This is a genomic window from Leptospiraceae bacterium, from assembly GCA_024233835.1.
GTDB lineage: Bacteria > Spirochaetota > Leptospiria > Leptospirales > Leptospiraceae > JACKPC01.
This window is the reverse complement of the sequence record JACKPC010000001.1, coordinates 1,363,811-1,384,278: the sequence shown is the minus strand read 5'-3', so window position 1 is coordinate 1,384,278 and position 20,468 is coordinate 1,363,811. Positions and strand designations below refer to the sequence as shown.

General features: G+C 36.6%; 14 protein-coding genes. 6 read left to right on the top strand and 8 right to left on the bottom strand.

The features are described from left to right. Nucleotides 1–51 precede the first annotated feature (51 nt). The 3 genes from H7A25_06325 (at nt 52) to H7A25_06315 (ending at nt 4,882) form a co-directional block, all read left to right on the top strand. Complete coding sequence (locus tag H7A25_06325; protein ID MCP5499500.1) at nt 52–1,068, top strand: helix-turn-helix transcriptional regulator; 1,017 nt, start codon at nt 52–54, stop codon at nt 1,066–1,068. Nucleotides 1,069–1,206: 138 nt separating this feature from the next. Beyond that, entirely contained in the window at nt 1,207–3,756 is a 2,550-nt protein-coding gene (locus H7A25_06320) for a peptidoglycan DD-metalloendopeptidase family protein (protein MCP5499499.1), read from the top strand. 340 nt (nt 3,757–4,096) lie between these two features. Continuing rightward, a complete protein-coding gene (locus H7A25_06315) occupies nt 4,097–4,882 on the top strand; it encodes a hypothetical protein (protein ID MCP5499498.1) in 786 nt (261 codons plus the stop codon). Between the two features lie 46 nt (nt 4,883–4,928). Here H7A25_06315 and H7A25_06310 read toward each other — a convergent pair whose 3' ends face one another. Beyond that, on the bottom strand, nt 4,929–6,617 hold the full coding sequence (locus H7A25_06310; protein MCP5499497.1) for a hypothetical protein: 1,689 nt from the start codon (nt 6,615–6,617) through the stop codon (nt 4,929–4,931). 196 nt (nt 6,618–6,813) lie between these two features. Here H7A25_06310 and H7A25_06305 point away from each other — a divergent pair, with 196 nt between their 5' ends. From H7A25_06305 to H7A25_06295, 3 genes are all read left to right on the top strand, one after another. Further along, nucleotides 6,814–8,439 carry a hypothetical protein gene (locus H7A25_06305; GenBank protein MCP5499496.1) on the top strand — a complete coding sequence of 542 codons (1,626 nt, stop codon included), beginning with the start codon at nt 6,814–6,816 and terminating at the stop codon, nt 8,437–8,439. Nucleotides 8,440–8,502: 63 nt separating this feature from the next. Further along, on the top strand, nt 8,503–10,557 hold the full coding sequence (locus H7A25_06300; GenBank protein ID MCP5499495.1) for a hypothetical protein: 2,055 nt from the start codon (nt 8,503–8,505) through the stop codon (nt 10,555–10,557). Between the two features lie 218 nt (nt 10,558–10,775). Beyond that, a complete protein-coding gene (locus H7A25_06295; GenBank protein ID MCP5499494.1) occupies nt 10,776–11,606 on the top strand; it encodes a hypothetical protein in 831 nt (276 codons plus the stop codon). A gap of 357 nt (nt 11,607–11,963) precedes the next feature. Here the strand turns inward: H7A25_06295 and H7A25_06290 are convergent, their stop codons facing one another. The 7 genes from H7A25_06290 to H7A25_06260 form a co-directional block, all read right to left on the bottom strand. Then, nucleotides 11,964–13,751: an AAA family ATPase gene (locus H7A25_06290; GenBank protein MCP5499493.1), complete on the bottom strand. Its 1,788-nt coding sequence runs from the start codon at nt 13,749–13,751 to the stop codon at nt 11,964–11,966. A gap of 330 nt (nt 13,752–14,081) precedes the next feature. Then, on the bottom strand, nt 14,082–14,252 hold the full coding sequence (locus H7A25_06285; GenBank protein MCP5499492.1) for a hypothetical protein: 171 nt from the start codon (nt 14,250–14,252) through the stop codon (nt 14,082–14,084). Nucleotides 14,253–14,532: 280 nt separating this feature from the next. Further along, nucleotides 14,533–15,345, bottom strand: a complete 813-nt coding sequence (locus H7A25_06280) for a hypothetical protein (GenBank protein ID MCP5499491.1) — start codon at nt 15,343–15,345, stop codon at nt 14,533–14,535. Between the two features lie 33 nt (nt 15,346–15,378). Further along, on the bottom strand, nt 15,379–15,906 hold the full coding sequence (locus tag H7A25_06275; protein MCP5499490.1) for a hypothetical protein: 528 nt from the start codon (nt 15,904–15,906) through the stop codon (nt 15,379–15,381). Nucleotides 15,907–15,909: 3 nt separating this feature from the next. Next, on the bottom strand, nt 15,910–16,227 hold the full coding sequence (locus H7A25_06270) for a hypothetical protein (protein MCP5499489.1): 318 nt from the start codon (nt 16,225–16,227) through the stop codon (nt 15,910–15,912). A gap of 28 nt (nt 16,228–16,255) precedes the next feature. Then, nucleotides 16,256–19,363, bottom strand: a complete 3,108-nt coding sequence (locus H7A25_06265) for a type I restriction endonuclease subunit R (GenBank protein MCP5499488.1) — start codon at nt 19,361–19,363, stop codon at nt 16,256–16,258. Beyond that, the gene (locus H7A25_06260; GenBank protein ID MCP5499487.1) at nt 19,356–20,468 is read right to left on the bottom strand and encodes an AAA family ATPase; all 1,113 of its coding nucleotides are present in this window, start codon (nt 20,466–20,468) and stop codon (nt 19,356–19,358) included. The genes H7A25_06265 and H7A25_06260 overlap by 8 nt, the downstream gene beginning before the upstream one ends.

Genomic DNA, 20,468 nt, shown 5'->3' with positions numbered 1-20,468 from the left:
CCGCTTTTTAAATCATTGACAATCTGAAAACAAGACAGGTATAAGAAAACTATGGAAAAGGATGGAAAAAAATCTGTAAAGTCGGTTTTAAAAAAAAGTTTTGTTCAGAAATTGAGAACCATACTGGACAATAAAAACATAAGTCAAAAACAATTTGCCGAACAGATGGGAAAAACTACAGCCCAGGTAAGCCAAATATTGAACGTGGAACATGCGGCTTTACCTACATTCGACTTTCTTGTCAAGCTAAAAGAAATCTACACAATTGATCTGAACTGGCTTCTCTCAAACGATGAACTCCAGGTCAAACCCGCTCTACAAAATCCGCACATGTCTGAAATCGTGTTGAGAAATACAATCAATAATGATTGGTTTACTCCCTTTATACCCGGTGAAGTACGCTATATCAAAGAAGAACTGAGTAATGGTATGGATATAAACAAATTCTTTCATAAAATGGAAGAAGTGGAAGGTAGAGTCTACATCAGCAATTCTTTTCCTTCAGGCTTGCACCGGGAAGTAAAGGTCAAGAATAACAAAAAAGACAGTATAGACGAGGAAAGACAGGAAGTTTTAAGAAAAAACCCTGATTTACGCAACTGGGAATTCTATACGGTAGTAAGTCTGTTGCAATTCGGTTTCGGAAGGTTTGCCGAAAGGTTTTACTCAGAAAACACCAAAATTCGGATTTTGAAGAGAATGATGGATTATTTCAAAACGGGGAATAAAAGAGAACTTTATTTTTTAGATAGCAGCCATTCCAATCAACCCGATAACTTCTTTTACGGCTTTCCAATAACAAGGCTTGTGAATCATGACCACATCATTTGTACGGAAACCAATCGTTACTTTCGGGTAGAAAGAAATGAAAAGAGATACAATGAAATCTTAAAGCTTTTTACGGAAAAAAAAGACATTGTCTTTCTTAATTCCAGCAATTCTCTTGAATGCATAGAAGTCCTGAGAAACTGCCTTATAAATAAAAAAGGGAATGTAAAAAGTTTTCTATCAGGACTTTCATCTGAAACCCGGGAAATCTTAGAAAGAAGTTACTCAAATCCATTCTGATTGTTAATTAATGATTTATAAAATATTAATTATTAATTAATCTACATATAAGAATGTGATTAGCTATAAGTTAATGTTGACTTTCGAAATTAACTATGGTAAGTTTGCTTTATCAAGCCTGTAAAGGAGAAAAAGCAAATGAAACGTCAAATAACAAAGACCCTCACCACAGCAGCAATGCTTCTTCTTATTGTTTTCAACAGCCATTGTGCTGATGAAAAAGAGGATGGTTTCTTCGAATTACTCTTCGCAAAAGTAACTTCAGATACGGGAAAAGCTACAGGTACAAATACTCCGGATGGACCCGGTACGAATCCCGAACCTCCACCTCCAAAGGGAGAACAAACTTTCACTAAAACAGCAAGCTTCTACATAAATAACCAAATAATTACTCCGGAATTACAAACGGTGAACCCGGTAAACCCAAAAAGAGTTCTTCCAAACACACTTGCCAATAGCAGCAATACCAAAAAAATAAACTTGAAAGCCATGACCGGCGAAAACATCTACCTTGTGAAAAAAGACGGATATGACCTCGGTCTTTTAAGGTTCAAGCTCGATGAAAATGGTAAGATGGAAAGTCTGGAAAGGAACCTTCTTAGTCAAAGCGGTTTTCAGGTTGTCTTCGATGACGGCAACAAAGCGATAGACGAGTTCTACCAGCCTCTTCGGGAGGGTGAGTATAAATCTACTGACTATGACGGTAACGAAAACGGTTTTCTAAACGATTACAGGGGAAACAAAACCTACCACGATGGTAGAGACTCTTTCCGAGTAAATTCAAATGTCTACCCTGAAGTCTTCTCTTCTTCCAATGGGAAGGTGGTCAAAACCTATTCCTCCTGTAAAGAAGGGGCGCAAACCGGTTGCAATAATGGTCTCGGTAACCTTGTAGTAGTGGAAAGCTACAGCGAAGAGAAAAAGAAAAATCTTTATTTTGTCTACTGGCACCTCTCTGAGCTTAATCCGAGAATCAAGGTAGGTGTTAACGTAAGTCATCAAGATGTTCTCGGTAGAATGGGTTCAACAGGTAGCCGAATATCTTTCAAGTATGGTGTTCATCTTCACTTCAAAATCCAGACAACACTTAACTATGAGGCCTGGGGCTATGCAGACAAAGCTTCTATAGAAAAATACTACATCGACCCCGACAAAATTGGTCTTATTAGCCGAAACGGAAGCTACCGCTCCTTTTACGGAATTGAAACTACAACTCTTTCGGTAAAGTTAGGGGCAAAAATCAACCTTAGCTATAATACCATAGGAAACATTAATTCCGTAATAATTAGCCTGAAGAGAGATTCAGAGAAGGGTGATGTTCCTAATAAAAATTTTTATAGGCACGAAGTAGATCTTTCGAACAATGGAAAAGCAAGTTTTGATGTTCCTAATAATCTTAATCCCGCCAATGACTGGAAACTCTACCTCAGAGATAGAGAAACCGGCATTTTTAACTCATCTCTATTCAACCTGACGGTAGAACCCATAGATACAGGTGATGGAACGACACCTCCCGGACCCTGTAAGCCGGGAGAATCGAAAACTCTTATCTGTGAAGAGCCAATTTCGAATGGCATGATGATAAAAACCCAGAACTGCAATACAAGCGGAATTTGGATACTCACTCCCTGTGCACCAAATTGCAACACCGGCTACCACCTTGAAAATGATATCTGCATTTTGGACGCAGCCTGCTCACCCGGGCAGGTAGATACCCAGAGTTGTGGCTACCTCTTAAATGGTACTTCCACAAAGTCAAGAACCTGTGCCTCAAATGGGCAATGGGGTAATTTCTCAACCTGTATCACCAACTGCAACAGTGGTTACCACCCTGAAAATGGAGTTTGCATTCAGGACGCAGCCTGCTCACCCGGGCAGGTAGATACCCAGAGTTGTGGCTACCTCTTAAATGGTACTTCCACGAAATCAAGAACCTGTGCCTCAAATGGGCAATGGGGTAATTTCTCATCCTGTATCACCAACTGCAATAGCGGTTACCACCCTGAAAATGGAGTCTGCACTCAGGATGGGATCTGCACTCCGGGTCAGCAGGAAAGCCAATCCTGTTCGATAGCAAATGGGAGTGGTTCACAAACAAGAACCTGTGGTAATGATAGGTACTGGGGAAGCTGGTCTTCGGTTTGTTCTCCCACAAGTTGCTACTACAATTACCACAAGGAAAATGATTCCTGCATTCTGAATGAGAAGAGCTGCTCGATCTCAAACGGAGCCGGGAAACAATATTGGCAAGGAAGTTATTGGGGCACCTGCACGGTGATAGGCTGCAATAGCGGATACATCCAATCAGGAAACTCCTGCGTGCAACAGTCTGCTTTGGAGATTATCTCAGGCTCTACAAGCTACGGAAGTATGACAACCTGGCCTTATGATAGCAACGTTTTCAAAGCTGTTTCGGTAATCAATGCAAGTGGAAACCTTGTTGTTACGATAAGCAAAACAAATGGAGCGGGTCTTACAAACCCGGGCTGGTATACTGTCTATGATAACACTACGGGAAACGGCATCACCTCCGGAACATATTCAGGGGGAAGCATTATAAGCATCACTATCTCCAGAAGTTGGTTAAAGATAGGCGACAATCGCTTGAAAATCCGCCTGAATACAGATCCTCCGATTAATGCAGTCAGTGTAAGCGATACTGAAATCAAAGTGAAAAGAAACTACTAAAATACCATTCTATCAGATGGGGTGAGAGATTCTCACCCCTTTTTTTGGCAAGAATAGATAATAATACTCACTCTACCTTAGCCACCTCTCGCTTCGCTTCTTCTATTTAGAATGCCTACTCATTCCTTCGACTTTAGAAACTCCTATCTTCGACTTTTCCTTCAGCTCATCCGGTTGCTGTCCTTCGGCTCAGGCTTCGGCTCATTTCATTCGCTCAGCCAGCGCCGAAGTATTGGCACATCCGGTTGCTGAGTAAACGAAGTGCATCGAAGCACGCTCAGGAGTCGCTGCCGGCTGAGCGAGAGAATCGAGCCGAAGCCAAACAAAAAAGGAGAAAAACATGGCTTTATTTGAAAACACAATTTTTTCTGGCATAAGGGGCAGTATTGATACGGTAACGTTTTACAGGCGTAAAGGTAAAACTTATGTCAGACGAAAGATTATGCGGCGAAAGGCTCCTACTACTCCGGCGCAAACAAAGAATGAAACAAGGTTCGGTCGCTTTCAAAAAACAGTAAAAGCTTTTAAAGAGATTATTCACTTAGGTTTTTCTGATAAAGATGGTAGCCGAAGAAAAGGCCGGTTCAACAGTTTAAACCTGCAACACTTAAAACTCCTTAACGGTCTCGAATGTCTCGATTACAGTTCTCTTCAAGTAAGTGAGGGAAGCCTGGAAAAACTTTCCGACCTACGCTTACAGACAAAAGGAAGAACCATTTTTCTTTCCTGGAAAGTGGAGGAAGAGGTAGCTATAGAACAGAAGACGATTATCTGTATCTTTAACCAGACTCGACATAAAGCTATTTATACAGAAGTTCTAAGTACATCCGGTCAGGCTGAATATACTCTGCCGGAAGACTGGGAGAAAAAGGACTGTCATATATATCTTTTTTCTATGCTGGGCAATAAGCGAAGTGATTCCCGGTATCTAAGTTTTTATTCTTTTTCTCTGCGAGTATCTAAAGATTTTCTAAAAATACCTTTCAGGAAGAGTATAGTCTCTCTTCGTTCTATAAAAGAAACATCTCAATTTTTTGGAACTTCTTTTGTCTTTTACGGACACCAAACAAAAGAGTCACATAAAACAGGTTGGAAAGATATTGTATTCTCAGGATTGGCCTTATAAACATTCTAAAATGATATTTCGGTTGTTGTTTTTTGAGCAATATCAGTTATATATCTTCGGATAAGTTATTCCTGCAAGCTTTAATATACTCTTCGTTAGGATTCAGTTTATTTATAAATAGTTTGATAGCTTTCAGATTATCCATGTTTTTGGAATTTGCTTTCCATTCTTCTAAGGTCTGCATCATTACTCTGAGAAAATGTTTTCCTTCAATCATATTCTTTTTGTTTTCAAATTTCTCTTTTAATGTATTATACCTGTAATTGTTTCTTTCAATTCGTAAACCACGATAGGGTTCTGTAGAAACGATATAATCATCATCTAAAAGCCTTATAGTGGCATAGCCATAGAAATGAGAATCTTCTTTTTTACTTGTGTCTAAAAAATGAATAAAACGTTCCTTTTTTAATTCTATTTCTGCTTCTATTTGTTTTCTTTCAATCTCATTCAATTGCTTAAACTCAGATGCCTGGGTATTAAAGTAATCATTTGCATTTTTCATGATCTCTAATTTCTCATCCAAGGAATAAATTCTATCTCCTACCATTCCAAAGGCAAAGTGCAAAAATGAAGCGAGAGTATAAATTTCTTCATTCATCAAAGACTTGTCTTTAAAAATAGAATTTCTTTCCTTATCTTCCCCTGTTCTTTCCGGTCGGTGGAGTCCGGATGGAAATATATTAGAAAAGTAATATCTACCTTTTCTCCCTTCTAATTCTCTCAAGAAAGGATTCGAATCTTTTTTAGGCTCCTTTTCTTTGAAGTAAGAAACCGTATTCCATTCCAGACCGAGGTTTAATTCTCTATCCGATTCATCAGGAAAATTAATGACTGTAACAAAAGGGCCATCAGAATAAAAGGAAAATCCTTTCGTTTTCGGAATTATATATTTATTTAAATCAATAATGGGATATACTTCTTTTAATTTGGATATAAACTCAAGGCTTATGCTGTTCGTTTTAAAATAGGCTTTGAATGTTTTTTCTTCTATGCCGAATTTACCTGCAAAGCTTTTCACATCTTTGATTTCACTGCCAAATAAGCCGCTTTCTATATCTTTCTCTATCAATTCTTCGACATGTTTTTTTATTTTAATATTCTGAATAAGCTTTATAAACTTACTGATAAAATCTATAGTTTTGTTTGTAAATGTTTCATCTCCTAATAAAGATATAGCTTCTACAAGAGCTTTTTTTCGATCTGAGTTTATCCTTGATTTTAATTCGGGAAGAGAAAAGGATTGAAGGGATTTCAGTTCATCCATACCATAAAATTCTATGTGCTTACTTTTCTCTTTATTAAGTAAGCATAAAGATAAAAATTCAATGATTGCCGATTTTCTCTCTTCTCCTTTCTTATTCAGTTCCCTATGCAGTCTATTCGTTTCAGGAACTTCTATTACCTTGCCTTCGCTTTCGAATATCCACTTAGCCATATTCTGTTTGAATAAAATTTGTTTACTTCCTTTTGATATAGGAGTGTCTGAGTTACCTATAAGTAAATCGTAATTCATAAAATCGATTAATACCAGAAAATGACATTCCTTCATCTCTGAAGGTGTTTTAGAATCGTCTACTGTATTCTTTGGAGAAAGAACAATGGAATTCTTTTGTAGTTGTCTAACATGGTGGTAAGTCCAATAATATACATACAGGAGTTTGATTTCTTTATTTTCTTCTGTACTTAAAAACTTTACAGTTAGGCCTGTATCTTTTTCCAAAAAATATTCTTCCATCTTTTTCTCCGTAGATAAATAGTTCCTGTCGAACTGCATTATAAATTATAAAAAAAATCGAACTTTTTCGCTAAATTATCAATTCAGTAAGAATTTGCTCTTTCCTGATTCCTTTCTACTATCCTTTACATACCGGTATGATAATCTAAGTAGCAGAACAATGAAACTTGTTCTAATTAAAATTTGGAGTAAGATAATGAAAACAACTTTTTTATTTTTATTTATCATCTTTCTCTCCTTCTGCTCAAAGGGTAAGGAGCCTGAGAAAAGCTCAGTCTTCACACTCCTGAATGTTCCAAAAATGGAGGAGTATTCTGAAAGACCGGTTCCTCGTAGCCAGAGAGGTCGAAGCCTCTTTGCCGACGAAAAGGAGATTTCGAATGCCGCAGCGATACAAGCCGCTCTTAGTTCAGGAACGATTCTTCAGACTATTAGTACCGTGTCAAATGGATCGATTCCTTCCAGAGGGAAGCTTCAAATTAAGAACGGAAGTTATTTGAAATCTTCCAAGAGTATAAGATTTCAATCTTACGATGGAAGTCTCAATAAGAAGTTTTCTTGCGAGCTGACAGGCAGCATTCCGGGAAATTACGAGATTCCAGGCTTATCTTTACAGAGTATAGATTATATACACGATTGTTCGTATGATCTGGGTTCCTTTTCAGGGCCAGTGCATCTGGGGGTTTTAAATTACCTTGGGAATAGCGGGTTTCTGTCTTTTATTAGCAGCGGTGCTGTTCCGGCAGGAGCCACTGTGGATGGAACAAAAGGTATGAGACTCAATGTAGTTTCCCTTTCCAGAGGTTATCTACCTGAAGATTTTAAGCCATCGAGCGAAGAAGAACTGATGCAGGGAGGAGTGCTGGTCACTTCTATAACTCACCCTCCGCTTATTACACCTCTAATCAATCAGGTGGTGGGATACACTCTCGAAAGTTACCTACCCATTACTTCGAGTCTCTCTTCTTATGCACCCGATAAGGAGAACAATAGCACATTCCCATCGAAACTTATTTCCACAAAAGAAGGGAATTATAAAATTAAGGAAATTGTTACTAAACAATATACCTTTAAATCTACCTTTTTTGCGACTCCTGATACAGGAACCCATCTTGGTTTCTACAACAACAATTCAGGAATTGCCAATCTTTACAGCTTAATCCCGGAAGGAGTTTACAGCGGTAAAATGGTGGACGATTCAGGTAAACAAATTGATGTATCTCAGAAAAACATCTATTTCGGTCAGGCTTATACTGGAACCTATCAGAATGCAAACTGCGGTGCCAGTGCATCTAAAATGGCCTGTGCCATCCTTGGGGCTTGCGAGAATGTTTCGGTAGCTGATATTCGAAACTACATCATAAGCAAGTCCAATGCCACCGGTTATTTAACCTGGACTCATATAGATTCCATAATGAATAATTATGTGGGTAGTTCCGTCTATTCTCGAAGGACTAAAACTTCAAATATTCTTGAAACTGACATTGATGCTGAAATAGACAATAACCGTGTGGTTATGGCACTCATCCAGACGGTAGAATTGAGTAAGGACACAAGTGATACGACCTTTCCCATTACGAAACGATATTACTCCTTTGAGGGAAATCATTACGTTGTCATTGCAAACAAGACGGAACTTGATGGAGTGAAGTATTATGTAGTCTTAGACCCAAGTTCCTGGGAGACTTACACAGAAAATGGAAAAACTAATTACAAGGGTTATGGGGTTTACTACAAAGCCTCGGAACTCTTGCGGGCCATGAATCACGTTGATGTGACCTGGAGTGCCGGAAACAGAAGCTATGCAACGGTTCAGTACTAACTTACTCGCCTTGTGGGGAATTTGTCCCCACAGGCTTTTGAATTTTATGAAGGAGAAAAAGTCATGAAAAATATACTTGTTTTTATAAACCTCTTTCTTTTTTTGCTTACTTGCAATCAGAAAAAGGAAGATAGTTTTACTTCGAATATCTCTGGTTTTTGTATTATTCTGAAGTCGCCCGCTTGCAACGGAAGCCAAAATCCTGTAGATACAAAAGCACCCGAGTTTAACGGAAATCTGGAATATACTTCTACCGGTATAAATTCAGGAAAAGTAAAGTTTCCAATAGTCAAAGATGATATTACCCCGAATGAAGATATTTATAAAATACTCATAAGGACATCTACGCAGCCAAAAACCATTCAGGAAGCAGAAACTGTTTCAGAAGATAAGATTCTTATCTCAGGAAAGGGAATTGACAGAGCCGATGTGAATTATATACTCGAAGGAGAATGGCTTACGCTTCTTGCCAGAGATAACACAGATAAAAAAGCCATTACTTCTATAAGGGTACCCAAAACAGATACTACTTCTATCCCTGAGGAAATTCCGATTCCGAATGGAGATAATACAACAGACGGGGATACAACAGACGGGGATACAACAGACGGGGATACAACAGACGGGGATACAACAGACGGAAATACAACAGACGGAAATACAACAGGTGGGGATACAAGTACCTCTATTTATCAATTTACAAAAAGCCAGCTCCCCGCTGTCGGTAATCTGATTTCAGCTATAGACACTGAGGGTAATCTTTATGTAGCAGGTTCTTTCTACGGCAAACATAATTTTGCTAAGGCCTGGGGAGGGGAAGTCTGGAAGCAATCCCTTGGCTTTGACGGAGACATCTACCTGCAAAAAATAAATAAGGATGGAAGCTTTGGCTGGCTTAGAAGAATCGGTGGAAGCGGTAGAAACTTTGTTAGAAAAATTATCACTGACTCAGGAGGTAATATTCTCCTCTTTGCTTATTTCAATGGAGATATAAACTTTCGTGCAGATTTTGGAGGCACCGATAGTCGCTCTTCCTATTTCCAATCTGCCTTCATTACAAAGATTGGCCCTGATGGTTCCTACCACTGGACAAAGCTGATGCAGGAAAAGGATGACAACAAAGAGTTGGATATTGTTTCCGCTGTAAGAAGGAATAATACCAATTTTGTATATGCCTGTACAAATTTTTGGGGGAATTATAATCCGAGACAGGATTTTGATTCCACAAGTGAGTCTTTTTCTTCTTATAAGCAGCAGATACTGATTAGTAAGTTTAATGGAGAAAGTTACTATAAATCTTTTAAAATAGGCACGGGCAATACGGAGGTTCTCTGCAAAGATATGGCTACAGATGCCTTCGGAAATATTTATGTTCTGGGATCATTTAATGATACCGGGACTACAGATAAAGTAGACTTTGGTTCTGCATTTGGTTCCTCGGCTATCCGACAGACAAGCGATGGTGAAGACTATTTTCTTTTGCGTATTAATCCGGATGATTCATTAGGTGATGTAAAAGTTTTTAAGGGAGCCCTGCGTTATCAGAAAATGGCGGTAAGCCCCGCCGGAGTTTTGTATCTGTTAGGAGATACAAACGGACTCGTATATCCGGGATTGGACTTTGGGAACGCAAGCCCCTTTCCCGATACCGGTACCATTACCACTAAGATACAGGCGTATTCCCCTATTACAAGCGAAATGCAGTATCTCTGGTCAAAGGAAATTATTCCAGACAGGTTTAGTCTCTGGATGGGAAACCAGATCCATGTGGATGCTTCCGGCAACGTATACATCGGAGGAGAATATGATCACTGGAATATGGGTGATTTTAATTTCGGACAAATGTTCTCTCAAGACATTTACTTCAATAACGATGGTCAGAGTGGTGATGGTGTTTTAGTAAAAATGGATAAGGAGGACAGGCTTATTTATGTGAAATTCTTTGAAGGTCTTAATTGTGAAAGTATAGTGAATATCGAGAGCTTTGAAACTACAACCTATATTATGGGAATTGCGGAAAGCCAGATGATTGATTTCGCTAAGGCCTTTGGAAGTAGTGATCCTATTGATAGGGGTAAAAAAGATTACTATCGTTTTATCACAAAAATAACAGAGTAGGATGTATCCGCTCCCTGATTACCGGCTTAAACCGGTAGTCAAGGAAATTTCTTCCTGTTTTTTTTAGCGAATACGAAGATTCATAAGTAATTTATCAAAAAACTACCTGATTATTTACAAATTATAGAATGTTTTCTATTTCATCTTTTTGCTTCAAAATCCTTGCTGCAAACATTTTGAACTGCCTGTAATATAGACTTATTATTAAGGAGAATGAGATGAAAAAGATTAATTGCCTTGGCCCTGCTTTTAGCAATACCCATATAGCCGGTTTGAATCGATATCCGGATAGTCAATATGAGTTTTTAAGCCAGCACCTCAGTTGTTTGCAACTTAAAAAAGGACTGGCTGATATAGCCATTATCCCGCTTCGAAATAATCATGAAGGTTATGTGGATGACTCGATTAAAGCTATACTAAAAAATAAAGATATTGTTATCTTTGATAGAGTTGAACTAAAAATCAAACACAACCTGATCAGTCGCTCTAAAATTGAAAACATTCAGAGCATTTGCTCTCATCCCAAAGCACTGGCACAATGTGAGAATAGTATAAAGAAACTATATTCGAACTTAAATAAAAAACCAAAAATCGTTCCGCTAAGCTCTACTTCGGAAGGAGTTCTTTTAGCCAGTAAGGATTCCACTGTTGCTGCCATAGGAACTTATGAGGCAGCAAGTTATTACAACTTACCCATACTGGCAGAAAACTTTCAAGACCATGATGATAATGCAACCGAATTTATTTTCTTAAAAAGAGGTAGAACGATTCAGGCCAGTACTGATTGTAACAGTGTCTTCCTTGCTGAGTTGAATAAGCAGTCTAAGAAAATACTGTTCGGAATGTTCGGAAAGCTTTTGATAAAACCTTTCGATTTTTATCCTATTAAAGGATTACAAGACTATTATTTTATTACTATCAGCGGTCATCCGAAAGATATGAGTCATCCTCTAAGTTCTCTATATCACTTTTTTAAGAAGCGAGAGAGATTCGGTTCTAATCGAAAATTAAAATGGGTAGGTACTTATTTACTAAAAAGAGCTTGTTAAAAAAAGCACATACATATATTTTAGTAGTATGATGGACAATTTTCGAGAAGGAATTGCTGGCACTGTCATCATACAATTTAAAAAAATTAGAGAAGTTAGTTTATTAGAATTAAGAAATAATTATCAAAAAAAACGGGGATGATTCTTTTACTCTTTATCGAAGTAAATTAATGGACGCTCTTATGAACCGTGATGTGACCATAGATCAATATGAGAATATTAAAAGCTCTTTTAAAGATAAATATCACCTTACAATTCTTTTCATGTTTCTAAAGCAATTATAAAGTAACAGCATTGGCTTTTTTTAACATTATAATGAATCTTCTTGACAAAGAAAGAATAGGATATTAGTTTCCTTTATTTCACTACTACCCTGTCAAAACCAATAAACACAATACTTAAGGGGTGTATTTCAAAATCACTCATATCTTTAAAAAAGGGATTATGGTTAAGAAATCTATTCTCCAAACGTTCTTTGTAGATGGATAGTTGTTCATTAGCTTCTTTCAGTTTTGCCTGAATTAGAGGAAGGTTTTCCAGTTCTTCATAAGAAAGTTCTTTTATTTCTTTCTGTGTGACTTCCAATTCTGATAGTTTAATAAACTTGAACTCGATTAATATATCTTTCAAACCATATTTCTTTCGAGTATCTCCGCGACCCAGGTAGAAAAGGTCACAATAGCCACGTAAGATTTCCTTTTCGCTGTCTATGATATACAGGTCTTCCCGCATCATGAGAGAGAGAAACATTATTTTCATAGAAAGTTCATTGGCCTGAATGTAGTCACGGTTGGATAGATACGGCAGTACCGTTTTTTCTAAAAAGGTTTGTAAGTCAGAAAGATTTAGATCTATGAAGAAAGATTTGTGAATCTGGTTGGCATCCAGCTTTGGAGGAAAGCAGGCTGCACGAATTCTATCATAATAAAAACGGCGAGAAACAATATTAGGAATTTTCAGAAGAATATTAAAAGCATCTGTTCCAGCAAAGGTTAAGATGCCATGATAAAACAAATACGACCAGAGAAAGTTATCCGCCTGTTCGTCCATAGTAAGGAGTTCTTTCAGTTTAAATTCTTCGACTATATGTGAAATGCTTACCTTTTCTTCATTTTCTAAAAGAGCAAATACTTTGTCATGCACGGAGCTTAGCTTTGTAATGTGCTCCAACTTATTGATGTCCATATCAAGGTTCTTATCAAAAAACTTTTTAGGAATTTTACGTTCTTTTAATAGAGCCTGAAGATAGAACAAGGTCAGGGTCGGGTTATAAATATGCTCTTCGCTTTCCTCATGAAAAATATAGCCATCATAATAGTATCTCATCTGAGAAAGAATTTCTTCTTTTTTAGCTATCAGGCCAATTTCTTCTAAGGCCCTTTCGAGCATGGCTTCCACTTCCTCTTCCGTAAAACCCATCAAGGAATTAAACTCTTCTTTAAAAGTGATGTGGGTAGCAATATTATAGGCACTGGAAAGATCGGTTAGAGTGATAGGAGTAACTCCTGTCACAAAGGTTCTGTCAATGGCACCTATGTTTCCGGCTTTCAGAACTTTGAAGAAGGATTTTAGAAAGCCATCCCCTGTAACCAGATCCGAATAGTCTTTCGACCTATTGGTGCTGATAAGTTCGTTGGTAAAATTATCATACTCATCTATTAGAACATACAACTTGTGGCCGGATGATTCGACGTAATTACATAAACTATCGAGAGAGCCAGTGCAGCTATCTTTATATAGATCTAATTTATCTGATTCAATAAAATCTCTGTAATCTTCTGAAAACTTCTTAATTGTTCTGTAAATATAATCATTAAAACTACTCTCAATCTCTTCTACTGTTTTGCCCGGTTGTATCTTCGAAAAATCAAGCCTCAGGATAAGATAAGAGTTTCGCCTGGGCGTTGGGTGCTTCCCAATATAAAGATTTCCGAACAAGTCCTCAAAACGGTTTTTTTTGAGAATATCGTAATAACTGGCCAGGGTATCGAGCCAGAGAGTTTTTCCCATACGCCTTGGTCGAACACAGAAAAGGGTGCTGTTCGAGTTTTCGCATTTCTCTATAAAGGCTGTCCTATCCTGATAGAAATAAGCTTCTGTAATAATTTTATCAAAGTCCATGATACCGTAGGGAAACTTTATCATAATAGAACTCATTTCAACCTCTGGTTTTTATGAGTCAAGTAGATTTGGAATGTAGGTATCAAGTTCCCTTCCTCCGGCTCTCCGGCTTCGCTACTCAGTCTCCGATGATTCCTCCATTAAAATCAACCAGCCCGAAGGCCGAGTAAAGCCCCACTATCACCTACTTTTTTCTTGTTAAAAAATCAATAATTGCAAAAATACTTGCAAGTACGTTTAAGATGAAAACGATCAGTTGGATATAATCTTTTAAGTTTCCAAATGTCTGTAATAAGGCCAGACCCAATGAAAGATAAAGTGCTCCTATTAGAATATATAATTTCTTATTGCTAATCATTTATTCTTTAGGTTTACTTCCAAATTCCTGATTCTTTCCTCCAAAACAGCGATTTTTCTATTTTTAGAGTCGAACTTCTCTGTAATTAAACCAACAGAGCCAACAACAATGAAATAAACGGCCAGTGTGATACTCCAAACAAATAAAATTAAAGTAAAAATATCCATTGTAAAACTCTCCCTTTTCTTTCGTCTCCCATCAGATAGCGAAATGCTACATCATAGATAGGATTGGCGATCTGCATAATGGTCAATTATGCCGCTTTACAGAAAAAAGAAAAGCTGAAATTGAGGGTCTTAAGACCAATGTCAAATTTATAGAAGAGGTATAAAAAGGCGGCCTGGGTGGGTTCAGGTATCAATAATTGATAAGCACTTCTCCGTATTCTTCATATTCCTGCATATCTTCAATTCCGAAGGCTCAATGGTAGCCATACCAAATTGTAGCTCATCTTCCATGACTATCTTCTTTCATCGAAGATATAGTGTAACTTAATAACTTTGAAGAATATCCTTCTTTAAGAGATTTATAATTTTGATATGGATTATCATTAAAGATTCCTGTTCCATACTTGTTTATACTTTTTTCAAATTCAGTTTCTATTCTTTCATTTTCATTTTTAAATTTATTCTTGAATAACGATTTAATCTCATCTATATAAGTAAGCATTTTCATTTGCAGATATTCTTCTAAAGTGCTGCATGAATATTTCATCAATCGTCCCATAAACTGATCATATATCAAACGTTCATTATTATTATAATCATGGGTTAATCCATTAGGTTCAATTAAAAATAATTTTCTTACTTCAAAATCAATAGATTTTTCAAGATCCTCATTCTTTACTTCGAAGAAAAGACCATATCTCATTAAGTCTCCAGTATAATCTGGATTTTTATCTAAGATATTAAAAAAATCTTTAATATGAATTAGTTCATGTTGGATCGAAATTTCTTGGTTTATTAAGTTTTGAATAACTTCCGGGTGACTGTCAGAAAAGCTTATAACCGGTAAATAAAAGTTTTCTTGTTCATAATCCTTAATAATATTTCTAATATCAATTATTAGACCAAAATATTGAGCAGCATGATAGTAGTCGAAATCACTGGTAAAAAGTATATATGGCATTTCATTTTGTGTAAGTAACTCAACTTTTTTTACTTTAAGAAATTTTAAAATATCTTCTTTTTCAAAAATGTTTTTTAGAATTTCTAAATTCTCTTTTTTTAATAATTGGTAATATAAGTCTTTATAAGCCATTTCTGTATTCCTGTATATATATTCCCTATTATTTTAAATTTCTAATATTCCACCTGTGCTTTTCTTCCATTCCGCCGCTTTTGCGGAAATTTGATACCCTTTATAACCGGATAAAGTTGTATCATTAAACATTTTTTTAAACCATGTAAAAAGATTTTTTGCTGATTCAGTAAAACGTTCGTTTTTTTTTCTCAGTTCACTATTATCATAAAATACATCTGTATAATAAAGTCTGCCTCTTTTTATTTTTTTATCTTCCGGAGCTTTTGATATATATGTGAATTCGATTGCAGGATTTTTATCATTCAATCCAATCAAATGATACCTATGTGTATCAATGTATGATAACTCTATATTTTCCAAATCATTTTTAGAAACTATATATTTTTCAGGACGTATTTTCTCTCCATTGTCTGGAGAATATAGGAGCGAATCTATAAGCTCTATTTTATTTTTGTACAATGGCTGGGGAATAATCACGAATTCATTTTCAGATAAATATTTATCCAATTCTTTTACATCTTCCGGAGTCAAGAAAAAGTTTATTTGTTTTCCTTTCATTGTTTATTCCTTGTTATAAGGATGAAATTGAGGTTTAATTCCTTTTGCTTGGTATACTTCCTCTATTGCATCTCTTTCTCTTTTAACTGGTATCCCAGATTTAGTTTGCTTTCCAATTTGGTGAAACTCTTTTTCATCCAGATTATAATCGAGAGCTGCTACATCCACATACCTTTTTTTACCACTAACTAATTGGATGAAATATTCTAGCCTTGCAAGAAAGCCTCTTTTTTCTATATCTTTTGCCACTTCATTCACTTTTTCTCGATGCTTTGGACTACCCAACTTTCCATGTGGATTCGGAACTTTTTTCTTTTTCACAGCAATCTCTCAATATCAATATAGTGCTTCATAATTTGCCACCTACACCCTTAAACTTTTCTACAAAATCGGATATTTTCTTAAAAACATTTTGCTTTTTGGTTTTGTATTGGGGATTGAGTGGACTCATCTTGGGGAGAGTGGAGTTTAGCTCGGTTCCATGTTCGCTGGCATATTCTCTTTTCAATGATGTTAGGATATAACGTTTAGCCGCATCTTCATTTAGATTTTCTGAACGAATAAGCTCATCCGCTTCCCGTTTTTGTTCTGCCTGTGCAAAGGAAAAGAAAGCTTCAATAATACTTGCCTTATCTATAATTTCATCCAGGTTTGTTTGATTTATAAAATCAACAATTAAACTTTCTTTAGCCCGATTACCTAAACTGGCTCGAATCAAACGACGAACTTCTTCAATTAACTCCGCTTTATTTTTGTTTTTCTTGTTATGTTCAAAAATTAATTCCAGAATGTAATCAAGATTGATTTCTTGGGATTTAAGCAAGTCCACTTCAAAAACCACATCATCCCAATCAATGCTCGAAGGTTCTTTTTCGTCTCCGGCTCTTTGGCGACGTAACCAATCGCGAGTATCGTTATAAACGGAACGATAATCTTGGATCGTTCTTTCTGCCGGTACCTCTATCGTTTGCATCGTATTTAAGTCTTCATCGTTCAAATAATATTTAGCTTTAAATTCTTCAACAGCTTCCGGATCATCCATATCTACATTTTGCAGGGCTTTTAGTCCGGCAAATTCATCGTAGTTTTGTAATACATTTTCAACGCGCAAATATTCACCGAATAATTTTACAAAGTCTTTTTTATCCTGTTCTTTAATGATCTCATCAGGTTTTGGAAAACGTCTTTGCAGTTCTGATACTACTTCCAAATAACCACGACGAGCTTCTCCGGTTACCAAATCAGTAAAACCTTCCATATATTCTTTATAGCTTTTTTCTAATACAATATTTTTCGTATTTTTATCACCAAATAAAGTAATTGCATCAATTGTAGCTTTTTCCAAATCCCGAAAGGTAACGATATTTCCAAAGGTCTTTGTTGCATCATAAATTCGATTGGTACGGGAATAGGCTTGTATTAAGCCGTGGTAACGTAGGTTTTTATCCACAAATAATGTATTCAATGTGGGGGCATCAAAGCCTGTTAAAAACATTCCTACAACAATCAGCAGATCTACTTCCATATTTTTAACACGCTTCGCAAGGTCGCGATAATAGTTTTGAAAGCCATTGCTATCTACAGTAAAATTGGTTTTGAATGCTGTGTTATAATCGTCAATTGCTGCACGTAAAAATTCTTTTGCACTGCTTTCCATAGCCGAGACTTCAAAGCTTTCATCGGATATTTCTCCGACGGCATCCTGTTCTTCATTGGCAACAAAGGAAAAGATTGTAGCAATGATGAGAGGTTTATTTCTTTCAGCTTCCTTTTGGGATTTTTTAAAAGCTTCATAGTATGACTTGGCTGCATCCACACTACTCACCGCAAACATCGCATTAAAACCTTTGCTACCCGTGTGGAGTCGGTGTGTTTTTTGTTTGAAGTGATTTAATATGTATCGAGAAATCTCACGAATACGTTCGGGGTGCAAAAATGCTTGTTTGTTTTCGGCAGCACTTAGCTTCTTCTCATCTTGTTCTGTTTCAATCGTTTTGAACTTTGGGCGCACATCATTATAGTCCACTTTAAACTTCAATACTTTTTCATCCCGAATGGCATCGGTGATGACGTAAGAATGTAGTTCTCTACCAAATACACTGGCAGTGGTATCGGCACCCAAGGCATTTTGTGGAAAAATCGGCGTACCGGTAAAGCCAAATTGGTAGTACTTTTTGAACTTTTTCTTTAGATTTTTTTGTGCTTCACCAAATTGGCTACGGTGTGCTTCATCAAATATAAACACAACTTGTTTCTGATAAATAGGTAAATCATTTTCACTTTTCATTAAGTTGTTGAGTTTTTGAATCGTGGTAACAATGATTTTATTGTCTTCTTTTTCCAGATTACGTTTTAATCCTGCGGTACTTTCCGAACCATTCACACTATCCGGTGAAAAACGCTGGTATTCTTTCATCGTCTGGTAATCGAGGTCTTTACGATCAACGACAAAGAACACTTTATCAATAAAATCTAATTCTGTAGCTAACCGTGCTGCTTTAAAACTGGTTAGGGTTTTTCCTGAGCCTGTGGTATGCCAGATAAAGCCACCACTTTCTGTCTTACTCCAGTTTTTAGCCTGGTAGGAACTTTTGATCTTCCATAATATACGCTCGGTAGCTGCAATTTGGTAGGGACGCATAACAAGTAGGGTATTGTTTACATCAAATACCGAATACTGGATGAGGACATTCAATAAAGTGTTTTTTTGAAAAAACGTGGCTGTAAAGTCTTTTAAGTCTTTAATTAATGTATTATCAGCCTTTGCCCAATTCATGGTAAAATCAAAACTGTTTTTATCGCGCTTGGTTGTATTCGCAAAATAGCGAGTATCTGTACCATTAGAAATTATAAATATTTGTAAATACTTATATAATGAATGTTCGCTGTTAAAGCTCTCTTTGCTGTAACGGTGTACCTGGTTGAAGGCTTCCCGAATGGCAACACCACGTTTTTTTAGCTCAATTTGCACCAGTGGCAATCCATTAATTAGGATCGTGACGTCATAGCGATTTGTCTGCATTCCGGTTTGTTCGAACTGGTTTATCACCTGGCAGTGATTGCGTAAGATGTTTTTTTTATCTATAAGATAAATGTTTTCGATATGGCCATCATCGAAGACAAAGTCATAAATATAGTCATCATGAATTTTTCGGGTTTTTTCGACTATGGTATCGCTCGGCTTATCTAAATATTGTTCTACAAAGCGTGACCATTCACTTTCTGAAAATTGAACATGATTTAAGTTTTGTAGTTGTTTCCGTACATTTGCCAGCATTTTTTCGGTAGAGTTTATTTCTGTTAGAATTTCATAGCCCTGATTTTTTAGATCTTCGAGCAGCTCCCTTTCTAAATCACTTTCACTCTGGTAGCTTTGATTGACCTGCCATTCACTTGTGTATTTGTCTAAGACGATAAAGTTTTTTGATTCTACGATGGGCTTTGTGGATTTAACCATTATTTTCTCCTTGCTGCCAAAAGCCATAGTTACTAATTAAATTATTTAGTAAAAACTTAACGGTTTGCTTTTCCGGTTCGCTTGGTTCGGCAACTTCTTCATTCGATAAGGTGCGATGGCTGGTAAACTGAATGATGCGATTTAAATAAGCTTGCTTGTCACCCGGCAATAATTCAGACCATCTGGGGTAGCCAAGAAAGCTTGCTGTTTTTTCATATAAATTACGTAATAACATAAAATGGTATCTTTGAATTTTATTTCCTTCAATGGCTTCCTCGATGGTCTGTTTTAAATATAAGTGATAAGAAAAACTCTTATTTGAATCCCCATGTTTTTCATCTAACTGAAACGTTCCATCCTCATTTTTTAATAGCATATAACACCCTTTCGTCTTTAGCTCATTGAATAATACATTATAGAAAAGCGGATTATGAGTCGTGATTATAAACTTTAAAGTTGAGCTACTGGATGTAATCAAAGCTCCTAATTGTACCGCCAATTCAATCAAATGGTTTTCATCTAAAGAGCTTACAGGATCATCAACAAAAATGTATTCCAATTGATTGAACTGATCTGTCTCCCGTTCAATGGGTTCGGCAACATTTAAAATACTAATGACCTGTTCGAGTAAGGTAAAAAAAACACTCCAGATAAAGACGCTTTCTTCTCCTTTGGAGATTTTTAGATTTCCTGAACTTGCATCATCTCCGCGTTCAAGAGAAAAACTCACCGCAGTAAAGTCATCAATAAAAAGAGGTGTTAGTTTATCATTTGTATAACGTTGGAAGTTTGTAATAATATTTCGATCTTGTCCCTGATCTTTCAGTATCCAATCGGTAAAGGAATTTGGCTGAATCTTTAATTTGGGTTCTGTATCCTGTCTTAAATCGTTGTCCCAATAAAATAGGTCTTCTGTAAAAGCATTATAATACAGGATTTTTCTCGGTGAAAGTTCTGCTTCATCACCATCACTTGTAGGAGCGATTAACTGCTTAAATTCCCGCGAAAGGCGTGTTTTCCCCGTGCCGTTAAAAGCATAGATGAGCTGCACTTTTTTGTTGTTTGTTTTTAACTTTTGTGCAATTTTTATTAACGTCTGACTCAT

Excerpts from the sequence above, each read along its gene's own strand:
- H7A25_06325 (MCP5499500.1), top strand. The coding sequence starts at position 52 with ATGGAAAAGGATGGAAAAAAATCTGTAAAGTCGGTTTTAAAAAAAAGT.
- H7A25_06295 (MCP5499494.1), top strand. The coding sequence starts at position 10,776 with ATGAAAAAGATTAATTGCCTTGGCCCTGCTTTTAGCAATACCCATATA.
- H7A25_06315 (MCP5499498.1), top strand. The coding sequence starts at position 4,097 with ATGGCTTTATTTGAAAACACAATTTTTTCTGGCATAAGGGGCAGTATT.
- H7A25_06305 (MCP5499496.1), top strand. The coding sequence starts at position 6,814 with ATGAAAACAACTTTTTTATTTTTATTTATCATCTTTCTCTCCTTCTGC.
- H7A25_06300 (MCP5499495.1), top strand. The coding sequence starts at position 8,503 with ATGAAAAATATACTTGTTTTTATAAACCTCTTTCTTTTTTTGCTTACT.
- H7A25_06275 (MCP5499490.1), bottom strand. The coding sequence starts at position 15,906 with ATGAAAGGAAAACAAATAAACTTTTTCTTGACTCCGGAAGATGTAAAA.
- H7A25_06285 (MCP5499492.1), bottom strand. The coding sequence starts at position 14,252 with ATGGATATTTTTACTTTAATTTTATTTGTTTGGAGTATCACACTGGCC.
- H7A25_06280 (MCP5499491.1), bottom strand. The coding sequence starts at position 15,345 with ATGGCTTATAAAGACTTATATTACCAATTATTAAAAAAAGAGAATTTA.
- H7A25_06310 (MCP5499497.1), bottom strand. The coding sequence starts at position 6,617 with ATGGAAGAATATTTTTTGGAAAAAGATACAGGCCTAACTGTAAAGTTT.
- H7A25_06260 (MCP5499487.1), bottom strand. The coding sequence starts at position 20,468 with ATGAGTCAGACGTTAATAAAAATTGCACAAAAGTTAAAAACAAACAAC.
- H7A25_06265 (MCP5499488.1), bottom strand. The coding sequence starts at position 19,363 with ATGGTTAAATCCACAAAGCCCATCGTAGAATCAAAAAACTTTATCGTC.
- H7A25_06290 (MCP5499493.1), bottom strand. The coding sequence starts at position 13,751 with ATGATAAAGTTTCCCTACGGTATCATGGACTTTGATAAAATTATTACA.
- H7A25_06320 (MCP5499499.1), top strand. The coding sequence starts at position 1,207 with ATGAAACGTCAAATAACAAAGACCCTCACCACAGCAGCAATGCTTCTT.